General features: G+C 63.1%; 24 protein-coding genes and 1 pseudogene. 13 read left to right on the forward strand and 12 right to left on the reverse strand.

Annotated features, from left to right (window positions below; genetic code table 11):
* Window positions 1-52: 52 nt before the first annotated feature.
* From PverR02_RS18295 to PverR02_RS18315, 5 genes are all read left to right on the forward strand, one after another.
* Window positions 53-1,444: a GntP family permease gene (locus PverR02_RS18295; RefSeq protein ID WP_079444094.1), complete on the forward strand. Its 1,392-nt coding sequence runs from the start codon at window positions 53-55 to the stop codon at window positions 1,442-1,444.
* Between the two features lie 7 nt (window positions 1,445-1,451).
* On the forward strand, window positions 1,452-2,225 hold the full coding sequence (locus PverR02_RS18300; RefSeq protein ID WP_017846642.1) for a 3-hydroxybutyrate dehydrogenase: 774 nt from the start codon (window positions 1,452-1,454) through the stop codon (window positions 2,223-2,225).
* 158 nt (window positions 2,226-2,383) lie between these two features.
* Window positions 2,384-4,339, forward strand: a complete 1,956-nt coding sequence (locus PverR02_RS18305; RefSeq protein ID WP_079444095.1) for an acetoacetate--CoA ligase — start codon at window positions 2,384-2,386, stop codon at window positions 4,337-4,339.
* Between the two features lie 139 nt (window positions 4,340-4,478).
* Window positions 4,479-6,287, forward strand: a complete 1,809-nt coding sequence (locus PverR02_RS18310) for an ATP-binding protein (RefSeq protein WP_057005437.1) — start codon at window positions 4,479-4,481, stop codon at window positions 6,285-6,287.
* Window positions 6,288-6,319: 32 nt separating this feature from the next.
* Window positions 6,320-6,595: a peptidylprolyl isomerase gene (locus PverR02_RS18315; protein WP_046383114.1), complete on the forward strand. Its 276-nt coding sequence runs from the start codon at window positions 6,320-6,322 to the stop codon at window positions 6,593-6,595.
* A 112-nt stretch (window positions 6,596-6,707) separates the two neighbouring features.
* Here the strand turns inward: PverR02_RS18315 and PverR02_RS18320 are convergent, their stop codons facing one another.
* The 8 genes from PverR02_RS18320 to PverR02_RS18355 form a co-directional block, all read right to left on the reverse strand.
* Window positions 6,708-7,613: a sugar kinase gene (locus PverR02_RS18320; protein WP_079444096.1), complete on the reverse strand. Its 906-nt coding sequence runs from the start codon at window positions 7,611-7,613 to the stop codon at window positions 6,708-6,710.
* 117 nt (window positions 7,614-7,730) lie between these two features.
* Window positions 7,731-8,939, reverse strand: a complete 1,209-nt coding sequence (locus tag PverR02_RS18325) for an amino acid deaminase (RefSeq protein ID WP_017846647.1) — start codon at window positions 8,937-8,939, stop codon at window positions 7,731-7,733.
* Between the two features lie 9 nt (window positions 8,940-8,948).
* Window positions 8,949-9,713 (reverse strand): IclR family transcriptional regulator, encoded by a 765-nt coding sequence (locus tag PverR02_RS18330; protein ID WP_079445026.1) that lies wholly within the window; start codon window positions 9,711-9,713, stop codon window positions 8,949-8,951.
* A gap of 166 nt (window positions 9,714-9,879) precedes the next feature.
* Window positions 9,880-10,269, reverse strand: coding sequence for a RidA family protein (locus tag PverR02_RS18335; RefSeq protein WP_017846649.1), 390 nt, complete (start codon window positions 10,267-10,269; stop codon window positions 9,880-9,882).
* A 23-nt stretch (window positions 10,270-10,292) separates the two neighbouring features.
* A complete protein-coding gene (locus tag PverR02_RS18340) occupies window positions 10,293-11,075 on the reverse strand; it encodes an amino acid ABC transporter ATP-binding protein (protein ID WP_017846650.1) in 783 nt (260 codons plus the stop codon).
* Window positions 11,072-11,734 carry an amino acid ABC transporter permease gene (locus PverR02_RS18345; RefSeq protein ID WP_079444097.1) on the reverse strand — a complete coding sequence of 221 codons (663 nt, stop codon included), beginning with the start codon at window positions 11,732-11,734 and terminating at the stop codon, window positions 11,072-11,074. The genes PverR02_RS18340 and PverR02_RS18345 overlap by 4 nt, the downstream gene beginning before the upstream one ends.
* Before the next feature lie 11 nt (window positions 11,735-11,745).
* On the reverse strand, window positions 11,746-12,408 hold the full coding sequence (locus PverR02_RS18350; RefSeq protein ID WP_046383111.1) for an amino acid ABC transporter permease: 663 nt from the start codon (window positions 12,406-12,408) through the stop codon (window positions 11,746-11,748).
* Window positions 12,409-12,460: 52 nt separating this feature from the next.
* Window positions 12,461-13,309 (reverse strand): transporter substrate-binding domain-containing protein, encoded by an 849-nt coding sequence (locus tag PverR02_RS18355; protein ID WP_017846653.1) that lies wholly within the window; start codon window positions 13,307-13,309, stop codon window positions 12,461-12,463.
* Window positions 13,310-13,663: 354 nt separating this feature from the next.
* Between PverR02_RS18355 and PverR02_RS18360 the strand changes: the two genes are divergently transcribed.
* Window positions 13,664-13,996: a thioredoxin family protein gene (locus PverR02_RS18360; protein WP_079444098.1), complete on the forward strand. Its 333-nt coding sequence runs from the start codon at window positions 13,664-13,666 to the stop codon at window positions 13,994-13,996.
* Between the two features lie 33 nt (window positions 13,997-14,029).
* Here the strand turns inward: PverR02_RS18360 and PverR02_RS18365 are convergent.
* The 3 genes and pseudogenes from PverR02_RS18365 to rpiB form a co-directional block, all read right to left on the reverse strand.
* Window positions 14,030-15,349: pseudogene (locus PverR02_RS18365) on the reverse strand (TerC family protein); the annotation flags it as partial.
* A 376-nt stretch (window positions 15,350-15,725) separates the two neighbouring features.
* Window positions 15,726-16,706 carry a sugar-binding transcriptional regulator gene (locus PverR02_RS18370; protein WP_017846656.1) on the reverse strand — a complete coding sequence of 327 codons (981 nt, stop codon included), beginning with the start codon at window positions 16,704-16,706 and terminating at the stop codon, window positions 15,726-15,728.
* A 63-nt stretch (window positions 16,707-16,769) separates the two neighbouring features.
* Window positions 16,770-17,231, reverse strand: coding sequence for a ribose 5-phosphate isomerase B (gene rpiB / locus PverR02_RS18375; protein WP_017846657.1), 462 nt, complete (start codon window positions 17,229-17,231; stop codon window positions 16,770-16,772).
* 283 nt (window positions 17,232-17,514) lie between these two features.
* On the opposite strand from rpiB, the gene PverR02_RS18380 reads away from it, so the two are divergent.
* From PverR02_RS18380 to dhaL, 7 genes are all read left to right on the forward strand, one after another.
* On the forward strand, window positions 17,515-19,002 hold the full coding sequence (locus PverR02_RS18380; protein ID WP_046383108.1) for a sugar ABC transporter ATP-binding protein: 1,488 nt from the start codon (window positions 17,515-17,517) through the stop codon (window positions 19,000-19,002).
* The gene (locus PverR02_RS18385) at window positions 18,999-19,985 is read left to right on the forward strand and encodes an ABC transporter permease (protein WP_017846659.1); all 987 of its coding nucleotides are present in this window, start codon (window positions 18,999-19,001) and stop codon (window positions 19,983-19,985) included. Before PverR02_RS18380 ends, PverR02_RS18385 begins: the two co-directional genes overlap by 4 nt.
* Window positions 19,986-20,022: 37 nt before the next feature.
* Window positions 20,023-21,030, forward strand: a complete 1,008-nt coding sequence (locus PverR02_RS18390) for a substrate-binding domain-containing protein (protein WP_017846660.1) — start codon at window positions 20,023-20,025, stop codon at window positions 21,028-21,030.
* A 160-nt stretch (window positions 21,031-21,190) separates the two neighbouring features.
* Window positions 21,191-21,946: an SDR family oxidoreductase gene (locus tag PverR02_RS18395; RefSeq protein ID WP_079444100.1), complete on the forward strand. Its 756-nt coding sequence runs from the start codon at window positions 21,191-21,193 to the stop codon at window positions 21,944-21,946.
* Between the two features lie 27 nt (window positions 21,947-21,973).
* Window positions 21,974-23,089: an MDR/zinc-dependent alcohol dehydrogenase-like family protein gene (locus PverR02_RS18400; protein WP_046383106.1), complete on the forward strand. Its 1,116-nt coding sequence runs from the start codon at window positions 21,974-21,976 to the stop codon at window positions 23,087-23,089.
* Window positions 23,090-23,242: 153 nt separating this feature from the next.
* The gene (locus PverR02_RS18405) at window positions 23,243-24,244 is read left to right on the forward strand and encodes a dihydroxyacetone kinase subunit DhaK (protein ID WP_079444101.1); all 1,002 of its coding nucleotides are present in this window, start codon (window positions 23,243-23,245) and stop codon (window positions 24,242-24,244) included.
* Window positions 24,245-24,247: 3 nt separating this feature from the next.
* Window positions 24,248-24,892 carry a dihydroxyacetone kinase subunit DhaL gene (gene dhaL, locus PverR02_RS18410; protein ID WP_079444102.1) on the forward strand — a complete coding sequence of 215 codons (645 nt, stop codon included), beginning with the start codon at window positions 24,248-24,250 and terminating at the stop codon, window positions 24,890-24,892.
* A 4-nt stretch (window positions 24,893-24,896) separates the two neighbouring features.
* Here dhaL and PverR02_RS18415 read toward each other — a convergent pair whose 3' ends face one another.
* Entirely contained in the window at window positions 24,897-25,769 is an 873-nt protein-coding gene (locus tag PverR02_RS18415) for a LysR family transcriptional regulator (RefSeq protein WP_046383104.1), read from the reverse strand.
* Window positions 25,770-25,835: the final 66 nt, after the last annotated feature.

Raw genomic sequence — 25,835 nt, forward strand, 5'->3', positions numbered from 1 at the left:
CCCTCCTCCAACGCATCACCCCACAAAAATAACAATCTGATGGAGACACACCATGAGTGTGATCATTGCCTTGGCAGCCCTCGCGCTGCTGATGCTGGCTGCCTACCGTGGCTACAGCGTCATCTTGTTTGCCCCCATCGCCGCCCTCGGCGCTGTCCTGCTCACCGACCCGTCCGCGGTCGCCCCGGCGTTTACCGGGGTGTTCATGGAGAAAATGGTCGGTTTCATCAAACTGTATTTTCCGGTGTTCCTGCTCGGTGCCGTGTTCGGCAAGCTGATCGAGCTGTCGGGTTTCTCGCGCTCGATCGTGGCGGCCGCAATCCGCTTGCTCGGCACGCGCCAGGTGATGCTGGTGATCGTGCTGGTCTGCGCCCTGCTCACCTACGGCGGCGTGTCGCTGTTCGTGGTGGTGTTTGCGGTGTACCCGTTCGCGGCGGAGATGTTCCGCCAGAGCGACATCCCCAAGCGCCTGATCCCGGCGACCATCGCCCTCGGCGCGTTCTCGTTCACCATGGACGCGCTGCCCGGCACGCCGCAGATCCAGAACATCATCCCCAGCACGTTCTTCAACACCACCGCCTGGGCTGCGCCGTGGCTGGGGCTGATCGGCACGATCTTCGTGTTCTGCAGCGGCATGCTCTACCTGGCGCGCCAGCGCAACAAGGCGCAACGGGCCGGTGAAGGCTACGGCACCGAACTGCGCAACGAGCCGGAAACCGCCGAGAACCTGAGCCTGCCCAACCCCTGGATCGCGCTGTCGCCGCTGCTCCTGGTGGGCGTGATGAACCTGCTGTTCACTCACTGGATCCCACAGTGGTACGGCAAGACCCACAGCCTCAGCCTGCCGGGCATGAGCGCGCCGGTGACCACCGAAATCGCCAAACTCACCGCGATCTGGGCGGTGCAGGCGGCGTTGCTGGTGGGCATCGTGATGGTGCTGGTGTTCGGCTGGTCAGCGATCAAAAGCAAGCTCGCCGAAGGCAGTAAGAGCGCGGTCAGCGGTGCGCTGCTGGCGGCGATGAACACCGCCTCGGAATACGGCTTCGGTGCGGTGATCGCCTCGCTGCCGGGCTTTCTGGTGCTGGCGGACTGGCTCAAGGGCATCCCCAACCCGCTGGTCAACGAAGCGATTACCGTGACGCTGCTGGCCGGTATCACCGGCTCGGCGTCCGGCGGCATGAGCATCGCCCTGGCGGCGATGTCCGAGAGTTTCATTGCGGCGGCCCATGCGGCGAATATTCCCCTTGAAGTGCTGCACCGGGTCGCGGCCATGGCCAGCGGCGGCATGGACACCCTGCCCCACAACGGCGCGGTGATCACCTTGCTGGCGGTCACCGGGCTGACCCACCGCGAAGCCTACAAGGACATCTTCGGCATCACGATCATCAAGACCCTCGCGGTGTTCGTGGTGATCGGTACTTTCTACGCCACCGGCATTGTGTGAGGTTTTCATGACGAATTTGAACGGCAAGACCGCCCTGGTCACCGGCTCCACCAGTGGTATCGGCCTGGGCATAGCGCTGAGCCTGGCCGAGGCCGGCGCCAACCTGATCCTCAACGGCTTCGGCGACGCCAGCGCGGTGATCGCCCAGGTACAGGCGTTCGGCGGCAAGGTCGGGCATCACCCGGCGGACGTCAGCGACCCGGCGCAGATCGCCGACATGCTCGCCTACGCCGAGCGCGAATTCGGCGGTGTGGATATTCTGGTCAACAACGCCGGCATCCAGCATGTGGCGGCGGTGGACGAGTTTCCGGTGGAGCGCTGGGATGCGATCATCGCGATCAACCTGTCGTCGGTGTTCCACAGCACGCGCCTGAGCCTGCCGGGCATGAAGGCCAAGGGCTGGGGGCGCATCGTCAATATCGCCTCGGTGCATGGCCTGGTGGGTTCGGTGGGCAAGGCCGCCTACGTCGCGGCCAAGCATGGCGTGATCGGCCTGACCAAGGTAGTCGGCCTGGAAACCGCCACCAGCAACGTGACCTGCAACGCGATCTGCCCCGGCTGGGTGCTGACGCCGCTGGTGCAGAAGCAGATCGATGATCGCGCGGCCAACGGCGTCGACCCGCAGCAGGCGCAACATGATTTACTGGCAGAGAAGCAGCCGTCGCTGGAGTTCGTCACCCCGCCGCAACTGGGTGAGCTGGTATTGTTTTTGTGCAGCGAGGCCGGTGCCCAAGTGCGCGGCGCGGCATGGAACATCGATGGTGGTTGGCTGGCCCAATAGACAAAACACAGAAAATCCAATGTGGGAGGGGGCTTGCCCCCGATGACAGTGGGTCAGTACCGCATGTGCTAGCTGATACTCCGCCATCGGGGGCAAGCCCCCTCCCACATTCGAACTCCACTGTTTGGAAGAACTGTACAAGAATAAGAGACGTGCTTATGTCCGAGATCCTCTGGCAACCCTCCCCCGAACGCATCCGCCACACCCGGATGGACCAGTTCCGGCGCTTTATCAATGACCGCTATAGCGTGCAGCTCGACGACTACCCGGCGTTGCACCAGTGGAGCATCGACCAGCGCGCCGACTTCTGGCAGGCGATCGTGGCGTTTTTCGACGTGCAGTTTCGCCGCCCGCCCAGCGCGGTATTGATCGAAGGCGCCGCGATGCCCAGCGCCGAGTGGTTCCCCGGCGCAACCCTGAACTTTGCCGAGCACCTGCTGCGCCGTCGCGACGCTCACCCCGCCGTGGTCGCCATCAGCGAAGACGGCCAGCGCGAGCAACTGAGCTACGCCGAACTGGCCGCCCACGTCGCCGGCCTGCAACGCAGCCTGCGGGCGGCCGGGGTCGGGCTGGGCGATCGGGTTGCCGCGTGCATGCCCAACACCTGGCAAACCCTGGTCGGCATGCTGGCCACCACCAGCCTGGGCGCGATCTGGTCGTGCTCATCGCCGGACTTCGGCACCCAAGGCGTGATCGACCGTTTCGGCCAGATCGAGCCCAAGGTGCTGATCGCCTGCGCCGGTTACCGCTACGCCGGCAAAACCATCGACCAGAGCGCCAAGCTCAACGAGATCCTCGAACGCCTGCCGTCCCTGCAGCACCTGATCGTCGTGCCGTATGCCCGGCCCCAGGCGCGGGTCGAGGACTATCGGAGCGACGCCAATGTCGCGCTGTGGAGTGACTTCTACCAACCCGGCGGCACGCCTGAGTTCGTCGCGGTGCCGTTCGACCATCCGCTGTATATCCTCTATTCCAGCGGCACCACCGGCGTGCCCAAATGCATCATCCACGGCACCGGCGGCGTGCTGCTCACCCACCTCAAGGAGCACGGCCTGCATGCGGACCTGTCCCGCGAGGATTGCCTGTTCTACTACACCACCTGCGGCTGGATGATGTGGAACTGGCTGGTTTCGGTACTCGCGCTCGGCGCCACCGCCGTGCTGTACGACGGCTCGCCGTTTCACCCAGGCCCCGAGCGCTTGATCGACCTGATCGACGCGGAACGGATCAGCGTGTTCGGCACCAGCCCCAAGTTCCTCGCCACCCTGGAAAAAGCCGGCCTGCAGCCGCGCCTGAGCCATGACCTGAGCAGCCTCAAGGGCCTGATTTCGACTGGCTCGCCGCTGTCGCCGCAGAGCTACGACTACGTGTACCGCGAGATCAAGGCCGAGGTGTGCCTGTCATCGATGTCTGGCGGCACCGATATCGTCTCCTGCTTCGTCATCGGCAACCCGGTGCTGCCGGTACGCCGCGGCGAAATGCAATGCAAGAGCCTGGCGATGGCCATCGAGGTGTGGGACGACCAGGGGCGGCCGTTGCTCGGTGAAAAAGGCGAACTGGTGTGTACCCGGCACTTCCCCGCCATGCCCATCGGCCTGTGGAACGACCCGCAGCAGAAAAAGCTGCGCGCCTCCTATTTCAGCCAATTCCCCGGCGTGTGGGCCCAGGGCGACTACGCCGAACAGCGGCCCAACGGCAGCCTGCTGATTCACGGGCGCTCCGACGCGGTGCTCAACCCTGGCGGCGTGCGGATCGGCACCGCCGAGATCTATCGGCAGGTGGAAAAAGTCCCGCAGGTGCTGGAAAGCCTGGCCATTGGCCAACGCTGGCAAGACGATGTGCGAGTCGTGCTGTTCGTGCGACTCGACGACGGCGTCGAACTGGATGCCGCCCTCGAACAGCAGATCCGCCAGGTGATCCGCGCCAATACCACACCACGCCATGTACCGGCGAAGATCCTCGCTGTCAGCGATATCCCGCGCACCATCAGCGGTAAGATCGTCGAACTGGCGGTGCGCAATGTGGTACACGGCGAACCGGTGAAAAACACCGACGCGCTGGCCAACCCGGAGGCCCTGGCACAGTTTCGCGACCGACCTGAGCTGGCGCTTTAAGATGAAAGGTTTCAGCGAAAACGCACTCATTTGCAGAAAAAAGCCCAATGCATGCTATTTTTCGGGGGTAGTCACCCACCGTTATCCCACCGGATAATCGCTGTTGTCATTTTTCAAAGCGTTACGCTCAGGGCTTTTTATGAAGGAAACATCCACCGGTAGCGAAGCCGCCGCATTGATTGCGCGGCTGGACTGGGCCAAAAACCCGCTCGGTGAGGCCAATGATTGGCCGCAAAGCCTGCGTACCGCCGTGGATATCGTCGTCCACTCGCCGATGCCGATGCAGCTGTTGTGGGGCCGCGAACTCATCCAACTCTACAACGACGCCTTCGCCCTGCTGGCGGGCAACAAGCACCCCGACGCGATGGGCCAGCCGGCGCACCAGACCTGGCCGGAATTGCACAGTTTCACCGCGCCGATCTATGACGCGGTCTTCAGCGGCCAGGTGCGCGCCTTCAGCGAGCAGCGCTTTGTGCTGCAACGCAACCAGCGCGACACCGAGATCTGGCTCGACCTGACCTACAGCCCGATCCGCGATGAACGCGGCAGCGTCGCCGGCATCCTCGTCACCGCCATCGAAACCAACGAACGCCGCCAGTTCACCCAGGAACTGCAACAGCGCTCCGAAGCCAGCCTCAAAGCCCAGCAAAGCACCGAGCAACGCCTGCGCCACCTCAACGAAAACCTCGAAGAGCGTGTGGCCCAGCGCACCCTGGCACTGGCCGAGGCCAACCAGCGCCTGCAAAACGAGATGGTCGAACGCGAACGCGCCGAAGACGCCCTGCGCCACGCGCAGAAGATGGAAGCGGTGGGCCAACTCACCGGCGGCATCGCCCATGACTTCAACAATATGCTCACCGGCATCATCGGCAGCCTGGACCTGATGCAACGCTACATCGCCGCCGGGCGCAGCGACGACATCGGCCGCTTTGCCGACGCCGCCGTGGCCTCTGCCCATCGCGCCGCCGCCCTCACCCACCGCCTGCTGGCGTTCTCGCGGCGCCAGTCACTGGACCGCCGCCCGCTCGACCCGAACCAATTGGTGGCCTCGCTGGAAGACTTGTTCCAGCGCACCAAGGGCGCGCACATCACGCTCAAGGTGCAACTGGGCCACGATATCTGGCCGGTGAACAGCGACGCCAGCCAGCTGGAAAACGCCCTGCTCAACCTGGTGATCAACGCGCGGGATGCCATGCCCGATGGCGGCGAACTGCTGATCGAAACCGCCAACAGCTACCTCGACGGCACCGACATCACCACCCCGGAACCGGTCAAAGCCGGTGATTACGTGATGCTCGGCGTGCGCGACAACGGCACCGGCATGGCGCCGAAAATCCTGGCCAAAGCCTTCGATCCGTTTTTCACCACCAAGCCCATCGGCCAGGGCACCGGCCTGGGGCTGTCGATGATCTATGGCTTCGCCCAGCAATCCGGCGGCCATGTGACCCTCCACAGCGAACCGGGCCAGGGCACCTGCGTGCGCTTGTATCTGCCGCGCCTGCACGGCACTTCCCTGGCAAGCAGCTTGCCGGCCAGCCTCAGTGAGGCCGCGCCCGTGGCCCTGGCCGGAGAGGCTGTGGTGGTGGTCGAGGACGACCCGGCGGTACGCATGCTGGTGGTCAATGTCCTCGATGAACTGGGCTACACCGCGCACCAGGCCGCGGATGCACGCACGGCCTTGCCGCTGCTGGAATCGGACTTGCGCGTGGATTTGCTGGTGACCGACGTCGGTCTGCCGGGCATGAACGGCCGGCAACTGGCGGAAATCGCCCGTCAGCACCGCCCGGGCCTGCGCATCCTGTTCATGACCGGTTATGCGGAAAAAGCCGCCGAACGCCAGGGCTTTCTGGAAGACGGCATGGACATGGTGGCCAAGCCGTTTTCCATCGACGTGCTCGCCACCAAAATCCGCAGCATGATCAGCGTCGACGATCCAGTTCAGGCATAATCGCGCGCCGTCGCACACCCCGGTAGAGAACCATGAAAGCCCAAGCCCGCCATATCCTGGTGAAAACCAGTGAAGAAGCCGAACAGCTCAAGCAGCGCATCGCCAAGGGCGAAGCGTTCGATGTGCTGGCCAAGAAGTACTCCACCTGCCCGTCCGGCAAGCGCGGCGGCGATCTGGGCGAGATCCGGCCGGGGCAGATGGTCGGCGCGATTGATGCGGTGATCTTCAAGAAGCCGCTGCGGGTGGTGCATGGGCCGGTCAAGAGCAAGTTTGGGTATCACTTGGTGCAGGTGTTTTATCGGGATTGAGGGGTTGGCTTTAGGCCGCTATCGGGGGCAAGCCCCCTCCCACATTCAACCGCATTGCGCTCACTGTGGGAGGGGGCTTGCCCCCGATCCGCCGCAGGCGGCCATTCACCCCCTATCTAGGAATCAACGCCCCCGGCACCTGGATCACCCGGCTCGCCAACCGATGCCCGGCCAAGGCCGCCTCTTGCGGCGAGCCGCCCTTGAGCCGACTGGCCAGGTACGCCGCGCTGAACGAGTCCCCCGCCGCCGTGGTGTCCACCACCGTCTCGACCGACAACGCCGGCACCGCAAAACGCTGGCCTGCGCAACGGAGCAAACAGTCCTCGGCGCCGCGCTTGAGCACGACTTCCGCGACTGCCGGATACGCTGCGAACACCTGCTCGCTGTCGGCATGACCAAACAACGCGCGCTCGTCATCCTCGGTCAGCAAGGCCATATCCACCTCGGCCAACACTTTGTGATAGGCCGCACGCGCCGCCTCGATACTCGCCCACAAACGCGGCCGGTAGTTGTTGTCGAACACCACCCGGCCGCCGCGCCGACGGGTTTCGATCAAGGCCTGCAACAAGCGCTCGCGCCCGACTTCACCGAGCACCGCCAGGGTGATGCCGCTGAAATACACCACGTCATAGCCCGGCAACGCTGCCAGGATCGGTGCGGCGGCGGGCGTGGTGAAGCAGTCGCGCACGGCCGCTTCGTTGCGCCAGTAGAGGAATTTGCGCTCGCCGTTGGCGTCGGTCTGGATGCAGTACAACCCCGGCAACCGCCCGGGCAGGCGCTGGACCATGCTCAGGCCCAGGCCTTCGTCGGTCCACTGTTGGCACATGGCGTCGCTGAAGCTGTCATCGCCCAGGGCGGTGACGTAGTCGACGTGGCCGAGCGCCCCCAACTCGCGGCGCAGGTACACCGCGGCGTTCAGGGTGTCGCCGCCGAAGCTCTGGTGCAGGCTGCCGTCGGCGCGGTGTTGCAGTTCGATCATGCATTCGCCGATGAGGGCGATGCGGGGTGTGGTGTTCATGCCTGTTGTCTCCGGTGCGGCTGATGGCCCCTTCGCGGGCGAGCCCGCTCCTACCTTTGAATGTGTTCACACATCCAAAGGGCGCAGCGGGTTTGCTCACGATGGAGGCGACGCGGTCTAGAAGCAGGTATGCAGTGACTCGATCACCTGCAGTTGCTCATCCACCAGGCAACCGACCTGCCACTTGTCGAACGTCAGGCACGGGTGGGAAGTGCCGAAGGAAATAATGTCGCCGATGCGCAGCTCAACCCCCGGCGCGACGCTCATGAACGCATGCTGGTCCATCACCGCGGTGACCTTGCACGCGCTCACATCATCGCCTTGCGCCGGCACGATCCCAGCCTTGTAGCGCTTGAGCGGCACCGGCAAACCGGCGTCGTAGGCCACATCGCGCTTGCCCAGGGCGACCACCGCGAAGCCAGGCTCAGGCAACGATTGCACGTGGGCCCAGACTTCCAACGCCGGGCGCAGGCCTTCGCTGAGGTCGCTGCGCCGGTCGAGCACGCAGCATTGCGCGTCTTTGTAGATGCCATGGTCATGGGCCACGTAGCTGCCGGGACGCAGCACGCTGAGGAAACGCCCGGCGGCGTTTTGCGCTTCGAAGGACTCGGCGATCAGGTCATACCAGGCCGATCCCGACGCGGTGACGATGGGCTTGGCCAGGTCGAACGAGCCGTTGTTCTGCAGGTCCACCGCCAGGCGCACCAGGCTCGCGGCGAAGTCGCGGATGCCAGTGATGGCGTGTTCGCCGTGGATCACGCCTTCGTAGCCTTCGATACCGGTCAGGGCCAGCGCCGGCTGGGCCTTGATCGCCGTGGCCAGGTCGCGCACCTCTTGCTCGCTGCGGCAACCGCAACGGCCGCCGACCACGCCGTACTCGATCATCACGTTCAGGCGCAGGCCACGGGCGGCGAAGAACAGGCCCAGGTCGGCGACGTTGTCCGGGTGGTCGACCAGACAGTGGAAGTCGAAGTCTGCGTCGGCCAGCAAGTCGGCGATCAACGCCATGTTCGGCGCGCCCACCAGTTGGTTGGCCATCAACACACGGCGCACACCGCCGGCATAGGCGGCGCGGGTCTGTACCGCGCTGGCCAGGGTGATGCCCCAGGCACCGGCGGCGATCTGGCGCTGGAACAGGGCCGGCATCATGCTGGTTTTGCCATGGGGCGCAAGCTCGGCGCCGCTGTTGCTGACAAAGGCCTGCATCCAGCGGATGTTGTGTTCGAGGGCGTCGCGGTGCAGCACCAGGGCCGGCAGGCTGACGTCACGGACCAGATGGGCGCCGACAGCGGCGGCGCCCTTTGCAACGGCGTTGATGGCAGGCATGAACTGCTCCTATTCGTTGATGCGACGGGCCAGGTTGTTGGCGCTTTCGATCAACACCCGGCGGTAGTCGTTGTAGTTTTTACTGGCATCGGCGCGGGGCGCGACGATGCACAGGGTCGCAATGCTGACGCCCTGCGCGTCCCGGACCGGGGCGGCAAAGCAATGGGTAAAGGTGTCGGCCACGCTGTCGAAGGAAAAGAAGCCATCGACGCTGGCCTGACGGATCTGAGCGAGGAAGGTCTCCAGCGGCAAGCGCTGGCCGTCCGGCAGGACGAAATCGTCGGGGTCGATCAGCTCGACGATCTGCTGGTCGCTCAAATGCCCCAGCAACAGGCGCCCGGACGCGGTCCACGGGATCGGTGCGTTTTCGCCGATGTCCGAGGAAATCCGGAAATGCCGCTCGCCTTCACGCATCAGCGCCACCGTGTATTTGCGCCCGTTGAGCAGGCACATCTGCGCGGTTTCGTGGGTCTGGCTGACGATTGCCTGCAAGGCGTGGTCGGCCTCGCGGGTCAGGTCGAAATGGCGCAGGTGCGCCTGGCCGAGGAAGTACAGCTGACGGCCGAGGTAGACGTGCCCGTCCTTGCCCACGGTTTCCAGGATGCGGCGTTCCAGTAAGGAGGCGACCAACTCGTAGACCGTGGACTTGGGGCTGCCGATGCCGCTGGCGATATCATTCGGGCGCAGGGGCTGGCCGACTTCCTTGAGGAAATCGAGGATGTCGAATGCACGGTCCAGGCCTTTGGCGCGGCGTTTGATGGTGTCTTCGGTCATGGAAGTTTCGGTCCGCTCGAAATGGTAGGGCTGGCGCAGGTCCACTGTGGGAGGGGGCTTGCCCCCGATGGCGGTGTGCCAGTGGACACATCTGTTGCTGAGACACCGCTATCGGGGGCAAGCCCCCTCCCACATTGGATTTGATGTGGTCTTGAGAGTGGGGCATTTAGCCCTTTTTCTTGTAGGCCACGCAATCGATCTCGACCTTGCAGTCCACCATCATGTTGGCCTGCACGCAGGCACGTGCCGGGGCGTGTTCGGGGCTGAAGTATTCGCCGAAGACTTTGTTGAAGCTCCAGAAATCCCGTGGGTCTTCCAGCCACACGCCGACGCGCACCACGTCGTTCAAGGCGTAGCCAGCCTCTTCGAGAATCGCCACCACGTTGCGCATCGTCTGGCGGGTTTGCTCGACGATACCGCCGCTGATGATTTCACCGTCCACCGCTGGCACCTGGCCCGAGACGTAGAGCCAGCCGTCCGCTTCCACCGCGCGGGCGAAAGGCCGAGGCTGGCCGCCGCCGGCAGTGCTGCCGGTGCCGTAACGAGTAATGCTCATAAATAGTGCTCCTTGACTGACAGTTAAAAACGAATGTTCTTCAGGAATTCCGCCAGGCGCGGCGACTGCGGCCGTTCGAAGATGTCCTTCGCCGAGCCTTGTTCTTCAATGCGCCCCTGATTCATGAAGACGATTTTGTCCGAGACTTCGTAGGCAAAGCGCATCTCATGGGTCACCAGCAACATGGTCATGCCCTCTTCCGCCAGGCCCTTGATCACGCTGAGCACTTCGCCCACCAGTTCCGGGTCGAGGGCCGAGGTGACTTCGTCGAACAGCATTAGGCTGGGGTTCATCGCAATCGCACGGGCGATGGCCACGCGCTGTTGCTGGCCGCCGGACAACTGGCCGGGGAAGTGATTGCGGCGTTCCAGGAGCCCTACACGGTCCAACCATTTTTCCGCCAAGGCCACGGCTTCGTCCTTAGGCATTTTCTTAACTTTCAACAAGCCCAGGGTGACGTTCTGCAGCGCCGTCAGGTGCGGGAACAGGTTGAACTGCTGGAAGGCCATGCCGGTCATGGCGCGGTGCTGGGCGATCACCCGCTCCGGGTGGCGCACGCGCTTGCCGGCGATGTCGCTGTAGCCGATGGACTCGCCATCCAGGCTGATCTGCCCGCCCTGGAACTCTTCGAGCAGGTTGACGCAGCGCAGCAGCGTGGTCTTGCCCGAGCCGCTGGAGCCGATCAACGTCACCACGTTGCCGCGCTGCATGGACAGGTCGACGCCCTTGAGCACTTCCACCGTGCCGTATTGTTTGCGCAGGCCGCGAATGTCCAGCAGCGGTTGGGTCGTTTGAGGTTGGTTCATGGCAAGGCCACCCGCTTTTCAATGTAGCGCCCGAATAACTCGATGGCGTAGTTGATGACAAAAAACAGAACACCCGCGAACAGGTAGAACTCCAGGGTCATGAAGGTGCGCGCGATCACCTGCTGGGTGCTGAGCAGCAACTCGGCGACACCGATCACCGACAGCAGGGTCGAGGCCTTGACGATTTCCGTGGAGGAATTGACCCAGGTCGGCAAAATCTGCCGCAGCGCCTGGGGCAACAGCACGTAGCCCAGGGACTGGTAGAACGTCAGACCAATCGCCTTGCCCGCTTCCATTTGCCCGCGGGGAATGGCTTGCAGCGCGCCGCGCACGATCTCCGCGACGTGGGAGCCGCAGAACAGCGTCAGCCCGACCGCACCGGCCTGGAACGCGCTGATCTGCCAACCGAGCGCCGGCAGCATGTAGAAACACGCCAGCACCAGCACAAACACCGGCGTGCCACGGATCAGGTCGACATACAGACGAAACGGCAGGCGCATCCAGAATCTGCCGTAGGTCAGGATCAACCCGGCGACGATGCCGATCAGGGTGCCGAAGATAATCGCCAGCGCCGAGACATAGACGCTGGCCTGGAACCCGGCCCAGAGGGTGTCCCGGGCGATCCACAACTCATGCAGCCAGCTGGGGGATTGGTACATGCGAGCCTCTTCTAACGACGGATCGCCAGACGCTGTTCCAAGTAACGGAGCAGCATGGCGATCAGGTAACAGGCGGCCACGTAGAGCGCGGTCGTGACCAGCCAGGTTTCAATCACCCGGTAGCTTTCGACGTTGATCTTGCGGGCGTAATAGGTCAGCTCCGGCACCGCGATCGCGGCGGCCAGCGAGGTGTCCTTGAACAGCGAAATGAAGTTGTTCGACAGCGCCGGCAGTACGTTGCGCAGCATCACCGGCACGGTGATATAGGCGCGAATCCGCCACTCGCCCAGGCCGATGGCCAACCCGGCTTCGCGCAAGCCCTTGGGAATATTCAGCAGCCCGGCGCGGAACACTTCGGTCAGGTAGGCACCGGCGTACAGCGACAGGGTGATGATGAACGACGGGATCTTGTCCAGGCGGATACCCAGGCTGGGCAAGGCGAAGTAGATCAACAGGATCAGCACCAGGATCGGCGTATTGCGCACCACCGTCACATACACCGAGGCCAACAGGCGCAGCGCGCGGTGCTTGGACAGCATGGCAAACGCCATCAGCAGGCCGATCACGCAACCGATGGCGATCGACAGCAGCGCCAATTCGAGGCCCAGCCACAGCCCCGCCAGCAAGGTGTCGAAGTCGCGCCACACGGCGGCAAAGTTCAACTGATAGTTCATGGTCGACAGTACCTGATGGGGGCGCCGTTCGCGGCGCCCCGGTTTTCACGAATCACTTGAACTCGACGGGGAAACCAATCGCCGGCTCCGGCAGGTCGACGCCGAACCATTGCTTGAACGAGGCCTTGTAGGTGGGGAATTCCACACCGGTCATGGCTTCGTGCAGTGCGGTGTTGACGAAGTTCAGCCAGTCCTGGTCGCCACGCTTGACCGCGCACGCGTAGGTTTGCGGGCTCCAGGCATACGCCGGGCTGCGGTAGCGCCCAGGGTTCTGCACCATCAGGTACTTGACCGAAGACTGGTCAGTGGCGGCGGCATCGGCGCGGCCGGAGTTCACCGCCTGGTACATCAGGTCGACGCTGTCGTACTGGTCGACCTTGGCCTTGGGCAGCGCCTGGTGGACCAGTTCTTCGGCGTAGACGTTTTGCAGCACGGCCACGGTGACGCCGTCGCCAGCAGCCTGCAGGTCTTCGATTTCCTTGTATTTGCTGTTGTTCGGCAGCAGCAGGCCGACGCCTTCGCGGTAGTACGGCAGGGTAAACGCCACCTGCTGCGCACGGCTGGCGGTGACGGTAATGAACTGGCAACTCATGTCGACTTTGTCGGTCAGCAGGTTGGGAATCCGCGCGTCGGAGGACTGCACCACAAACTCGACCTTGCTCGGGTCATTGAACAAGCCCTTGGCCACGATGCGACCGATGTCGATATCAAACCCCTGCAACTTGCCATCCGCTCCCTGGAAGTGCCACGGCGCATTGGTACTGCCTGTACCCACGATCAGATGCCCACGCTTGAGCACATCATCGAGCTTGCTACCCGCCGCCTGCACAGTGCTTGCGAGGGAAGCCGATGCGGCGAAGAGAAAAACACACGCTTTGAACACGGAAGGTCGGTGATGCATGACAAGCACTCCAGGAATTGTGTATTCCGCTATACCGGAACTTAGTATGTAACAACGGAATAGACAGCAGAAAGTGTGCCATACGCAGCAACGGAAAAATATGCAGGGAATAAACTCGTTCTAAATCAGACGGATAAGTCTTGAGAAGCGACAAGGCGCAGTGCCAGCAGTGGCAATCACGTTGCTACCCAAGGCCCCACACGGCGGTGACAGGCTCAACCGAGCGCACCACGCCAGCGTTACCCCGCACTGTTACGGGGCATGAAGCAGACCTGTGAAGGTTGACAGTAGACGACGGCGCACGCCGCGCTTAGCGTTGGCAAACAACCGTGTCTGTCCAGGAGGAAAGCCATCATGGGGTATGCCAACGCGATTATTGCCAATGCCGAGGACTATCAACGGGTGCTGAGTACATCCCGTCCAGTATTCCTGTTGTTCGTCTCAAGCCACTGCGCCGCCTGCTCGAACGCGGTGCCGCTGTTCAAGCGCATTGCCGGGGAACACCCTGACACAGTCAGCCTGGTACTCGATTGCGCAGAGACGCCGAAGCACCCGCAAGTCACAGGCACTCCGACCCTGCTGATCTACCTCAACGGCCAGATGGTGGAGAAAGCCAAGGGGTTTGGCCCCCAGACAGAACAGACACAGTTCGTCGAGCACCTCTTCAAGCGCTACGCCCCGCACTAGGGCGCAACGTCACGTGTATCACCCGCCGTTCCTGACGATGCCCGGCCCTTCGATCTCACTGGCGTCCGGCAGCTCACCGGCGATGGATTCGAGGATATCGGTCATGCTCAACACGCCGATGAAATCACCGTATTCGTTGATCACGAACGCGATGTGGGTCGAGGCTTGGCGCATCTGCTCCAGGGCGTTGAGGATCGAGCAGCTCTCCAGCAAATTGATCGCCCGCCGCACCAACCGCTCAAGGTCCGGTTCGTTGCCCGCCAGGTAATCCTTGAGCAATTCCTTCTTATGCACAAAACCTAATGGCTCATCGACAGCACCGTTGCGGATCAACGGCAGGCGCGAGTAGGACGAACGCATCAGTTTCAGGCGGATAGTGTCGCGATCGTCTGCCAAATCGATAAAGTCGACCCTGGCCCGCGGCGTCATCAAGCTGCGGATCGGCCGCTCGGCCAGTTGCAGCACGCCGCTGATCATTACGCGCTCACGTCGGTCGAACAGCGGGCCCTGAGTCACATCCGGTTCACCCAACAGATCAGCCACCTCTTCGCCCACCTCGTCCTCCGTCAGGTTGCGCCCGCCGAGCAAGCGCATCACCGCATGGGCGGTGCGCTCCCGCACGGGCAACACGCCTTGCGCCGACTTCTTGCGCCGGGCCCGGGCAATCTGGTTGAACACCTCGATCAGGATCGAGAAACCAATCGCCGCGTACAGGTAGCCTTTCGGAATATGAAAGCCCAGGCCTTCGGCGGTCAGGGCAAAACCGATCATCATCAAGAAGCCCAGGCACAGCATGATCACCGTCGGGTGCGCGTTGACGAAGCGGGTCAGCGGCTTGCTCGCGACGATCATCAAGCCGATGGAAATGATCACCGCGGTCATCATCACCGCCAACTCATCGACCATGCCCACGGCGGTAATCACCGCGTCGAGGGAGAACACCGCGTCGAGCACCACGATCTGCGCGACGATCGGCCAGAACATCGCATAGGCCACATTGCCCGAGCGTTGCGCCACATGGCCCTCAAGGCGTTCATGCAATTCCATGGTGGCCTTGAACAACAGGAACACACCACCGAACAGCATGATCAGGTCACGCCCGGAGAAGCTCTTGTCGAACACCTCGAACAACGGCTGGGTGAGGGTCACCAACCAGGAAATACTCGCCAGCAAGCCCAGGCGCATCAGCAAGGCCAGGGACAAGCCGATCAACCGCGCACGGTCGCGCTGCTCCGGCGACAACTTGTCCGCCAGGATCGCGATAAACACCAGGTTGTCGATGCCCAGCACCAGTTCCAACACAATCAACGTCAACAGGCCAAGCCAGGCCGTAGGGTCCGCTAACCATTCCATTTATAGAGTCTCTTTATCGGTGTTCAGAATGCCGGGCACGGCAAAGCGCGGTCAGGGGACCGGGAAAGGGTTAACCATTGGAATACGAGGTGCTTCAGCGGGAACAGCGACAGCGGTTGTCTTGGAGAAAGACGACTGGGGGGCTCCGAAAGGGCGTTCATGCAAGTCCTGAAATAACAAAAGGACCTCAATCCTACATTCGAAATACAAATTCCCTACAACACAAAACCATTACAAAACCTGTCCCCAAACCCCATGTGGGAGGGGGCTTGCCCCCGATGACGGTGTATCAGCCAGCATATGAGTAACTGAAAAACCACTATCGGAAGCAAGTCAAATCGTCGCACCGCCCTCCCACACCTTGACCTGTGGCGTGTCAGGCTTTACGGGTCGCTTCATCCAGCGCCAATATGGTATGAGCATTCGTGACCGTGGTCGCAAGGGTGTTGATCACCCCCGACCGCAACGCCCCCAACGTGGCCGCCGCCTTGGTGTTCTCGCTGGCAATCGCCACCACATCCGGAATCCGGAACAACTCCTGCACCGTCAGCCCGATCACCCGCCCCTGGATGGCGTTGACCGCCGGCTGCCCGTGGATATCGATAAAGTCATACCCCATCATGTCGCCCACCGTGCCGGACAACCGCGCCTGGGCAATCTCCTGGGGCGAGAACCAGCCCATGCGTACCATGTTGCTGTTCTCGCTCATGTCGCCGATGCCGATCAGCGCAATGTCGGCACGCCGCGCCCGATCGAGGGTCGAGCGCACCGTGTCGTTATTGATCAGCACGCCGCGCAGCTCCGGGTTGGCCACCAGGGCCGGCGCGTACAGGCTTTCACTCTCGCCGCCAAAGCGCAGGGCCAGGCGCCGGCAGATATGGTCGGGGTTCATGTATTCGCCAGCCTTGAGCGAACCGCCGATGGCGCAGACAAATGTGCAATTGCGCGTCACCGGCAGGAACACGTTATCGGCCACCGCGCCAACATTACGCCCCATGCCCACGGCGACGATCATGCCGTCGCTCAAAGTCTTGTTCAGGTAATTGGCCACCAGACTGGCGACGGCCGAGCGCTGGGTGTCGGGGTCGCTGTGGTCGACGGCGATCAGGGCACGGTCGAGCTTGAAGCGCTCCACCAAGGCGCGTTCCAGCTCATTGTTCATCGCCGGGTGCTGCAACACGCGCACTTCGACAATGCCTTCATCGCGCGCACGTTTGAGCAGGCGGCTGACTTTTGCCCGCGACAGGTCAAAGCGCTTGGCGATGGCTTCCTGAGTGACGTTTTCGAGGTAATAGAGCATCGCCACTTCGGTCATCTGATCGATATCGCTGGCAATGCGCTGGCTACTGTCACTCATGGGGACGGGCTTCCGTTTCGGCGTCAAAGGCACATTCTCCCGACTCTTGCCCCGCCACGTCCACTACTGATGCCCATCGCGCTCGATCGCATTGATGCGCGCGACCTTGGCCCCGGAACGCGCCGCCTCGAACTCCGAGGCCAGGAACGCAGTGACGATGCTCTTGGCCAGCTCGGCGCCGATCACCCGTGCGCCGATGGACAGGATCTGTGCATCGTTGCTCTTGCGCGCGCGCTCCGCCGAGTAGGTGTCATGGGCCTGCGCCGCGCGAATCCCCAACACCTTGTTCGCCGAGATGGCCATGCCGATCCCGGTGCCGCACACCAGCACGCCCAGGCGCTGCTGCCCGGCATTGATGGCATTGGCCACGGCCAGCGCGATGTCCGGGTAGAGCACCGGCGCGGTGGAATGGGTGCCGAAGTCGGTCACCGGGTAGCCCAGCGTCTCGATATGGCGCTTTAACAGCTCTTTGAGCTCAAAACCCGCTTCATCGCATCCGATAGCCACCGGGAAAGGTGTGTTCATGGCGTCTGGCTCCGCTGCCGAGGTCGTACTTATGACTGATCAGATGATCACTCAGTGAAATATCGTTCAGTCATTTCGCGGGCATCACCCCCTCTCTGTCAAGCATGATTTAACTGACCCGGCAGTCAAAGCGGTCTAGAAAGGCGTTATTGGCGAAAAACATCAGAATCCCAGCTTTTACATGAAAGAGATTGACTGATCAGAATTTCATTTGATACACATATGCTCACAGCGAAACATGACTGTGCGACCTAATAAGAATTCACAGCACGAGGACACGCCGATGGCCACGCCATTACTGCTCCAGGCTGAACACGTCGCCAAGGCTTACGCCGGTATCCCTGCCCTGCGTGACGGGCGCCTCTCTCTGCGTGCCGGCAGCGTCCACGCCCTGTGCGGCGGTAATGGCGCGGGCAAGTCGACGTTCCTGAGCATCCTGATGGGCATCACCCCGCGCGACGCCGGCACCATCCTGCTCAACGGCACAGCGGTGCAGTTCAACCGCCCGAGTGAAGCCCTGGCATCGGGGATCGCAATGATCACCCAAGAGCTGGAACCCATCCCCTACATGACCGTCGCCGAAAATATCTGGCTGGGCCGAGAACCACGCCGCGCCGGCTGCATCGTCGACAACAAGGCCCTGAACCGGCGCACCCGCGAGCTGCTCGAAAGCCTGGAGTTCGACGTCGACGCCAGCAGCCCGATGCACCGCCTCAGCGTGGCGCAGATCCAACTGGTGGAAATCGCCAAGGCGTTCAGCCATGACTGCCAAGTGATGATCATGGACGAACCCACCTCGGCCATCGGCGAGCACGAAGCGCAGACCCTGTTCAAGGCGATCCGCCGCCTCACCGCCCGTGGCGCCGGCATCGTGTATGTGTCGCACCGCTTGAGCGAACTGGCGCAGATTGCCGATGACTACAGCATCTTCCGCGACGGCGCCTTCGTGGAAAGCGGGCGCATGGCAGATATCGACCGCGACCATTTGGTGCGCGGCATCGTCGGCCAGGAACTGACGCGCATCGACCACAAGGTCGGCCGCGAATGCGCCGCCGCCACCTGCCTGCAGGTCGACAATCTGAGCCGTAAAGGCGAGTTCCACGACATCAGCCTGCAACTGCGCCAGGGCGAGATCCTTGGCATCTATGGCCTGATGGGTTCGGGGCGCAGCGAGTTCCTCAATTGCATCTACGGGCTGACGGTGGCCGATTCCGGCAACGTCACCCTGCAAGGCAAACCCATGCCGATCGGGCAGCCCAAGGCAACCATCGACGCCGGCATGTCGCTGGTCACCGAAGACCGCAAAGACAGCGGCCTGGTGCTGACCGGCAGCATTCTGTCGAACATCGCCCTGTCGGCCTACAAACGCCTGTCGAGTTGGTCGCTGATCAACGCGCGCAAGGAAACCCGCTTGGCCCAGGACATGGTCAAGCGCCTGCAGATCAAGACCGCCTCCCTGGAACTGCCGGTGGCCTCCATGAGCGGCGGCAACCAGCAGAAAGTCGTGCTCGCCAAATGCCTGTCGACCGAACCGGTGTGCCTGCTGTGCGACGAGCCCACTCGCGGCATCGACGAAGGCGCCAAGCAGGAGATCTACCACCTGCTCGACCAGTTCGTGCGTGCCGGCGGCGCCGCCATCGTGGTGTCGTCGGAAGCCCCGGAACTGCTGCATTTAAGCGATCGCATCGCCGTATTCAAAGGCGGCCGGCTGGTGACCATCAGCACCGACACCGCCCTTTCCCAGGAAGCCTTGTTGAGTCTTGCCTCATGAATGCCAAAACCCTGTCCACCCCCGCCACCTCCATCACCGCCGCGCCGCGCAACCGCCTGCGCCTGTCCCTCGACCGCTTCGGCCTGCCGCTGGTGTTTATCCTGCTGTGCGTGGTGATGGCGTTTTCTAGCGAATACTTCATGACCTGGCGCAACTGGATGGACATCCTGCGCCAGACCTCCATCAACGGCATCCTCGCCGTGGGCATGACCTACGTGATCCTGACCAAGGGCATTGACCTGTCCGTGGGTTCGATCCTGGCGTTTGCCGGACTGTGCAGCGCGATGGTCGCGACCCAGGGTTACGGCCTGCTGGCGGCGGTGAGCGCCGGGATGTTCGCCGGGGCGATGCTCGGCGTGGTGAATGGCTTCATGGTCGCCAACCTGTCGATCCCGCCGTTCGTGGCCACCCTCGGCATGCTCAGCATTGCGCGCGGCATGACCTTCATCCTCAACGACGGCAGCCCGATCACCGACCTGCCAGATGCCTACCTGGCGCTGGGTATCGGCAAGATCGGCCCGATCGGCATCCCCATCATCATCTTTGCCGTGGTCGCGCTGATCTTCTGGATGGTGCTGCGCTACACCACTTACGGCCGCTATGTGTACGCGGTGGGCGGCAATGAAAAGAGCGCGCGCACCTCCGGCATCGGCGTGCGCAAGGTGATGTTTTCGGTGTACGTGGTCTCGGGCCTGCTCGCCGGGCTGGCCGGCGTGGTGTTGTCGGCACGCACCACTTCCGCCCTGCCCCAGGCTGGGGTGTCCTATGAGCTGGACGCGATTGCCGCCGTGGTGATCGGCGGCACCAGCTTGTCGGGCGGCACCGGCAGCATTGTCGGCACGCTGTTCGGCGCGCTGTTGATCGGCGTGATCAACAACGGGCTGAACCTGCTCGGCGTGTCGTCCTATTACCAGCAGGTCGCCAAGGGCCTGATCATCGTGTTCGCAGTACTGATCGACGTGTGGCGCAAGAAAAAACGCTAGAGAACGACCCAACTACAACAATAACGGAGTTCCCCTCATGAAACTTGGTACCACCTTGGCCGCCGTGGCGGCCCTCTCCCTGCTCGCCAGCAGTATCGCCGTGGCCGCCGACGGCAAGACCTACAAGGTCGGCGCAGCCGTCTACGGCCTCAAGGGCCAGTTCATGCAGAACTGGGTCCGCGAGCTCAAGGAACACCCGGCGGTCAAGGACGGCACCGTGCAATTGACCGTGTTCGACGGCAATTACGACGCCCTGACGCAGAACAACCAGATTGAAAACATGGTGACCCAACACTACGACGCGATCCTGTTCGTGCCCATCGACACCAAGGCCGGCGTCGGCAGCGTGAAGCAGGCCATGAGCAACGACGTGGTGGTGATCGCCTCCAACACCAAAGTGGCCGACGCCGCCGTGCCGTATGTGGGCAACGACGACGTCGAAGGCGGCCGCCTGCAGGCCCAGGCCATGGTCGACAAGCTCAACGGCAAGGGTAATGTGGTGATCATCCAGGGCCCGATTGGCCAGTCGGCGCAGATCGACCGGGAAAAAGGCGAGCTGGAAGTGCTGGGCAAACACCCCGGCATCAAGATCATCGAGAAAAAAACCGCCAACTGGGACCGCGCCCAAGCCCTGGCGCTGACTGAAGACTGGCTCAACGCCCACCCCAAAGGCATCAACGGCGTGATCGCGCAGAACGACGACATGGCCCTGGGCGCCGTGCAGGCCCTGAAGTCCCACGGACTGACCTCCAAGGACGTGCCCGTCACCTCGATCGACGGCATGCCGGATGCGATCCAGGCGGCGAAGAAAGACGAAGTCACCACCTTCCTCCAGGACGCCCAGGCCCAGTCCCAAGGCGCATTGGACGTGGCATTACGCGCCCTCGCCGGCAAGGACTACAAACCGCAATCGGTGATCTGGGAACGTTATGCCAAGGACGTGAAATGGGCCGACGGCACCGCCAAGACCTACATCCTGCCGTGGGTGCCGGTGACCAACGCCAATGCCGACGCGCTGTACCAACAAGTCAGCGGCGGCAAGTAACTACTGGCTTGAAACACACTCAAGTGTGGGAGCAAATGTGGGAGGGGGCTTGCCCCCGATAGCGGTGCACCAGTGATAGATCAGGTGACTGACACACCGCCATCGGGGGCAAGCCCCCTCCCACATTGAATCTCCAGTGCTATTAAAAGAGGAGTCATTCATGTCTGGATTCTGGAACCAAGCCTTCGACCTCACCGGCCGTTGCGCGGTGATCACCGGCGGTGCCGCCGGCATCGGCCTGGCCTGCGCCAGCCTGCTGGTCGAACGCGGCGCGCGGGTGGCGCTGCTGGACCGCGACCCGGCGGTGGTGGCCGTGGCCGCCGGCCTCGGCGCCGAGCATCTGGGCATTGCCGTCGACCTCAGCCAGATCGACCAGGTGCAACACAGCGTCGACCGGGTTTTCGCCCACTTCCAACGCCTCGATTACCTGATCAACAGCGCTGGCGTGGCCTTGCTGGACAAGGCCATCGACGTCAGCGAAAACGCCTGGGACACCACCCTCGACATCAACCTCAAAGCCAGCTTCTTCGTCGCCCAGGCCTGCGCCCGGCACATGCTCGCCCAGGGCGGCGGGCGCATCGTCAACCTGGCCTCCCAGGCCGCGGTGATCGGCCTGGACCGGCATGTCGCGTATTGCGCGAGCAAAGCGGCCATCGTCGGCATGACCAAGGTATTGGCCATGGAATGGGCGCCACAGATCAACGTCAACGCCATCTCCCCCACCATCGTCGAGACCGCGCTGGGCAAACAGGCCTGGGCCGGCGAAGTCGGCGAACGGGCCAAATTGCAGATCCCGGCGGGCCGCTTTGCCCAGCCGGAAGAAATCGCCGGGCTGGCGCTGTACCTGCTCAGCGACGCGGCACAAATGATCACCGGCGCCAACATGGTGATCGACGGCGGCTACAGCATTCAATAATTCATCTATTTGTCGTGAGGTTTTGTCATGTCCACCGTTACCGAACGCACGCCCGAGCAACTCACCCCGATCATCCCGAAAACCATGCAGGCCGTGGTCTGCCATGGCCCGGAAGACTACCGCCTGGAAACCGTCGACGTGCCCACCCCCGGCCCCGATGAAATCCTCACCAAGGTCGAGCTGTGCGGCATTTGCATGGGCGACATCAAGACCTATCGCGGCGCCCCGTCGTTCTGGGGCGACGCCGAGCAACCGCGCTACGTCAAGCCGCCGATGATCCCCGGCCACGAATTCGTCTGCCGCGTGGTGGCCCTCGGCCCCGGTGCGGAAAAGCGCGGGGTGAAGGTCGGCGACCGGGTGATCTCGGAACAGATCGTGCCGTGCTGGGGTTGCCGCTTCTGCAACCACGGCCAGTACTGGATGTGCCAGAAACACGACCTGTATGGCTTCCAGAACAATGTGCAGGGCGCCATGGCGCAGTACATGATCTTCACCAAGGAAGGCATCATCCATAAAGTGCCGGACTCGATTGCGCCGGACGAGGCGATCCTGATCGAACCGCTGGCCTGCTCGCTGCACGCGGCGGAGCGCGCCAATGTGGATTTCGACGACGTGGTGGTGGTCGCCGGCGCCGGTACGCTGGGCCTGGGGATCATCGGCGCGGTACGCATGCGCAATCCGAAAAAACTGATCGTGCTCGACATGAAACCCGAACGCGCCGCCCTCGCCCTGCGCATGGGCGCCGACGAAGTGTGGAACCCGGCCGAGGTGGACGTGCTGGCGAAGATCCGCGCAATCACCGACGGCTACGGCTGCGACATCTATATCGAAGCCACCGGTCATCACAAGGCCGTCAACCAGGGCCTGGCGATGCTGCGCAAACTCGGGCGATTCGTTGAGTTCAGCGTGTTCAACGACGAGGCTACGGTGGATTGGTCGATCATCGGCGACCGCAAGGAACTGGACATCCTCGGCTCGCACCTGGGGCCGTACATGTACCCGCGCGCCATCGACTTTATCGGCAACCGCAAGATCGACATGCGTGACGTGGTGACCCACAAGTTCGCCCTGGCGGACTTCAAGGAAGCGTTTGCGGTGATGGAACGAGGCGACAAATCACTCAAGGTCGTCCTCGAACCCTAAGCACACCACACATCCCAATGTGGGAGGGGGCTTGCCCCCGATAGCGGTGGCTCAGTAATTGATGAGCTCACTGTCACGCCGCCATCGGGAGCAAGCCCCCTCCCACACTGAACAGCTGTGAACCCATAAAACAAGAACACAGGAACCCGCGTTATGAATCGAGTCATCAACGATCCGGACCACGTGGTCGAGGACATGCTGCGCGGCATCCTGGTCGCGCATCCGCAATTGCGCCAGTACGAAACCAATCCACGGGTCATCGTCAAAGCCAAACCGTCGGGCCAAGGCCGCGTCGGCATCGTCACCGGCGGCGGCTCGGGCCATGAGCCGGCCTTCCTCGGCTACGTCGGTCCCGGCCTGGTCGACGCCGTGGCCATCGGCGAGATCTTTTCCTCGCCCACCGCCAAGAGCTTCTTCGATGCGTTCCGCGCCGCCGACCACGGCGCCGGCGTGGCCTGCCTGTACGGCAACTATGCCGGCGACAACATGAACGTGAAGCTGGCGATGAAAATGGCCGCCAGCAAAGACATGCGTATCCGCACCGTGGTCGCCAACGACGACGTGGCGTCCGCGCCCAAGGCCGAGATCGCCAAGCGGCGCGGCGTGGCCGGGGAAATCTTCATGTGGAAGATCGGCGGCGCCGCCGCTGCCCAGCACTACGACCTGGACGGTGTGATCCGCGTCGCCCAGAAAGCCGTCGACCACTGCCGCTCGATCGGCATCGGCCTCACCCCCTGCACCATTGCCGCCGTGGGCAAGCCGAACTTCGAGATTGCGGACGGCCAGATGGAACTGGGCATCGGCCATCACGGCGAACCGGGCATCGAAGTCATCCCGATCGAACCCGCCGCCGCCATGGCCGAGCGCATGCTCGCGCCGATCCTCGCCGACCGCGACTTCAGCCAGGACGACAGCGTGGTGGTGCTGGTCTCCGGCCTCGGCGCCACGCCGGTGATGGAGCTGTATATTTTCTACGCCGAGGTGGAACGCCAACTCACCGCCAAGGGTTTGAAGATCCACCGTTGCTACGTGGGCAACTACTTCACGTCCCTGGAAATGATGGGCGTGACCCTGACCCTGCTCGGCCTCGACACCGAGCTGAAAACCCTGATCGACCAACCCTGCCGTTCCATCGGCATGACCCAGGCGGAGTGAACCATGAGCGAGCATTTTCCCACCCGCGACGGCAGCGCCATCGTCGCCGACCTGGTCAGCGTGATCGTGGCCAACCGTGAGTACCTCAGCGAAATCGACGGCGCGATTGGCGACGGCGACCACGGCATCAACATGGCCAAGGGCTTCGCCCATTGCGGGCGTGCGATCGAAGGCCGCCAACTGAGCCTGGCCGAAGCCCTGGACGAACTGACCCTGAGCCTGATGGAAGGCATCGGCGGCTCCATGGGGCCGTTGTACGGCAGCCTGTTTATCGGCATGGCCGATGAAGTGCGCGGCTGCGAAGACATCGATGCGGCCACCTTCGCTCATCTGCTGCGCGGCGGCCTGACCTCGTTGCAGGACATCACCGAGGCCGGCGTGGGTGACAAGTGCCTGATGGACACCTTGATCCCGGCGGTCGAAGCGTTCGAGCGGGCTCATGCGCAGGGGGCGTCCTTCGGCGATGCGCTCGACGCGATGAAAACCGCCGCCTCACAGGGGCGCGACTCGACCAAGGACCTGGTGGCCAAGATCGGCCGCGCCAGCCGCCTGGGCGAACGCTCACTGGGCGTGCTGGATGCCGGCGCGGTGTCGTGCTGCCTGATCCTCACCCGCCTGGCCGATTCCGTGCAGCCGCGGCTGGTGTAACGCCTCAGGCTGGCGCTTGCTTGACCTGCTGGATATACCGCGCCACCGCCGGCGCTTGCTCGAAGCGCCGGTGAATCAACGACAGCCACGACGCCGCCTCACTGCCCTGGATACTGCGATAGACCACGCCCGGCAGACTCACATGCCCGACCACCGATGCCGGCACCACGGCCACGCCCTGCCCCAACGACACCAATGCCACCACCGCGACCAACCCGCCCGGCTGCGGCCCCAGGCGCGGCGCATAACCGCCTTGGGCGGCGACGTGCAACGTGCCGCTGATCTGCTCCGGCAGGATAAACGTCTCGTTTTGCAGATGCTCGCAACCGATGCCCTTCAAGCCCAGTAACCAGGAATCCTGGGGCAGCGCCAGCACGAAACCTTCGCGGTGCAGGCGTACCGCCTCCACGCCGTCGGGCAACGTCATCGGCGAACGGATGTAGCCTATGTCGTAGCGCCCATCCGCCACCGCGCCGGGCAAGGTCGCCATCGCACATTCGCGCACGTTCACGCTGACGTCGGGAAACGCCTGGCTGAACCCGTGCATTTGTCGCTGCAACAGCCCGGAATACACCGCCGAAGCCACGTAGCCCAATTCGATGTGGCCGGTCTCGCCACGCCCGGCACGCTGGGCACTGCGCTGGGCAAATTCGAATTGACGCACGGTGGCTTCGGCCTCGACCAACAGCGCGGCGCCGGCTTCGGTCAGGCTGACTTCGCGCTGCTGACGGATAAACAAGCGCGTGCCCAGGCTGGTTTCCATGTCCTGGATCTGCCGGCTCAAGGTCGGCGGGGCGATGCCCAGTTGCTCGGCGGCGCGGGTGAAGTTGCGCTGTCGGGCCACGGCCAGGAAGTAGCGAAAATGGCGGATGTCCATACGAGGATTAGCTCAAAGGTAATGAAGTGCTTCGCCGTGGCTAACAAAGGCAGCAGCGTGCGGGGA

Origin of the sequence: Pseudomonas veronii (genome assembly GCF_002028325.1) — a bacterium.
GTDB classification, from domain to species: domain Bacteria; phylum Pseudomonadota; class Gammaproteobacteria; order Pseudomonadales; family Pseudomonadaceae; genus Aquipseudomonas; species Aquipseudomonas veronii.

What these genes read in the sequence shown, in the direction of transcription:
- PverR02_RS18295 (WP_079444094.1), top strand. Translation starts at nt 53, where the DNA reads ATGAGTGTGATCATTGCCTTGGCAGCCCTCGCGCTGCTGATGCTGGCT.
- PverR02_RS18300 (WP_017846642.1), top strand. Translation starts at nt 1,452, where the DNA reads ATGACGAATTTGAACGGCAAGACCGCCCTGGTCACCGGCTCCACCAGT.
- PverR02_RS18305 (WP_079444095.1), top strand. Translation starts at nt 2,384, where the DNA reads ATGTCCGAGATCCTCTGGCAACCCTCCCCCGAACGCATCCGCCACACC.
- PverR02_RS18310 (WP_057005437.1), top strand. Translation starts at nt 4,479, where the DNA reads ATGAAGGAAACATCCACCGGTAGCGAAGCCGCCGCATTGATTGCGCGG.
- PverR02_RS18315 (WP_046383114.1), top strand. Translation starts at nt 6,320, where the DNA reads ATGAAAGCCCAAGCCCGCCATATCCTGGTGAAAACCAGTGAAGAAGCC.
- PverR02_RS18320 (WP_079444096.1), bottom strand. Translation starts at nt 7,613, where the DNA reads ATGAACACCACACCCCGCATCGCCCTCATCGGCGAATGCATGATCGAA.
- PverR02_RS18325 (WP_017846647.1), bottom strand. Translation starts at nt 8,939, where the DNA reads ATGCCTGCCATCAACGCCGTTGCAAAGGGCGCCGCCGCTGTCGGCGCC.
- PverR02_RS18330 (WP_079445026.1), bottom strand. Translation starts at nt 9,713, where the DNA reads ATGACCGAAGACACCATCAAACGCCGCGCCAAAGGCCTGGACCGTGCA.
- PverR02_RS18335 (WP_017846649.1), bottom strand. Translation starts at nt 10,269, where the DNA reads ATGAGCATTACTCGTTACGGCACCGGCAGCACTGCCGGCGGCGGCCAG.
- PverR02_RS18340 (WP_017846650.1), bottom strand. Translation starts at nt 11,075, where the DNA reads ATGAACCAACCTCAAACGACCCAACCGCTGCTGGACATTCGCGGCCTG.
- PverR02_RS18345 (WP_079444097.1), bottom strand. Translation starts at nt 11,734, where the DNA reads ATGTACCAATCCCCCAGCTGGCTGCATGAGTTGTGGATCGCCCGGGAC.
- PverR02_RS18350 (WP_046383111.1), bottom strand. Translation starts at nt 12,408, where the DNA reads ATGAACTATCAGTTGAACTTTGCCGCCGTGTGGCGCGACTTCGACACC.
- PverR02_RS18355 (WP_017846653.1), bottom strand. Translation starts at nt 13,309, where the DNA reads ATGCATCACCGACCTTCCGTGTTCAAAGCGTGTGTTTTTCTCTTCGCC.
- PverR02_RS18360 (WP_079444098.1), top strand. Translation starts at nt 13,664, where the DNA reads ATGGGGTATGCCAACGCGATTATTGCCAATGCCGAGGACTATCAACGG.
- PverR02_RS18370 (WP_017846656.1), bottom strand. Translation starts at nt 16,706, where the DNA reads ATGAGTGACAGTAGCCAGCGCATTGCCAGCGATATCGATCAGATGACC.
- rpiB (WP_017846657.1), bottom strand. Translation starts at nt 17,231, where the DNA reads ATGAACACACCTTTCCCGGTGGCTATCGGATGCGATGAAGCGGGTTTT.
- PverR02_RS18380 (WP_046383108.1), top strand. Translation starts at nt 17,515, where the DNA reads ATGGCCACGCCATTACTGCTCCAGGCTGAACACGTCGCCAAGGCTTAC.
- PverR02_RS18385 (WP_017846659.1), top strand. Translation starts at nt 18,999, where the DNA reads ATGAATGCCAAAACCCTGTCCACCCCCGCCACCTCCATCACCGCCGCG.
- PverR02_RS18390 (WP_017846660.1), top strand. Translation starts at nt 20,023, where the DNA reads ATGAAACTTGGTACCACCTTGGCCGCCGTGGCGGCCCTCTCCCTGCTC.
- PverR02_RS18395 (WP_079444100.1), top strand. Translation starts at nt 21,191, where the DNA reads ATGTCTGGATTCTGGAACCAAGCCTTCGACCTCACCGGCCGTTGCGCG.
- PverR02_RS18400 (WP_046383106.1), top strand. Translation starts at nt 21,974, where the DNA reads ATGTCCACCGTTACCGAACGCACGCCCGAGCAACTCACCCCGATCATC.
- PverR02_RS18405 (WP_079444101.1), top strand. Translation starts at nt 23,243, where the DNA reads ATGAATCGAGTCATCAACGATCCGGACCACGTGGTCGAGGACATGCTG.
- dhaL (WP_079444102.1), top strand. Translation starts at nt 24,248, where the DNA reads ATGAGCGAGCATTTTCCCACCCGCGACGGCAGCGCCATCGTCGCCGAC.
- PverR02_RS18415 (WP_046383104.1), bottom strand. Translation starts at nt 25,769, where the DNA reads ATGGACATCCGCCATTTTCGCTACTTCCTGGCCGTGGCCCGACAGCGC.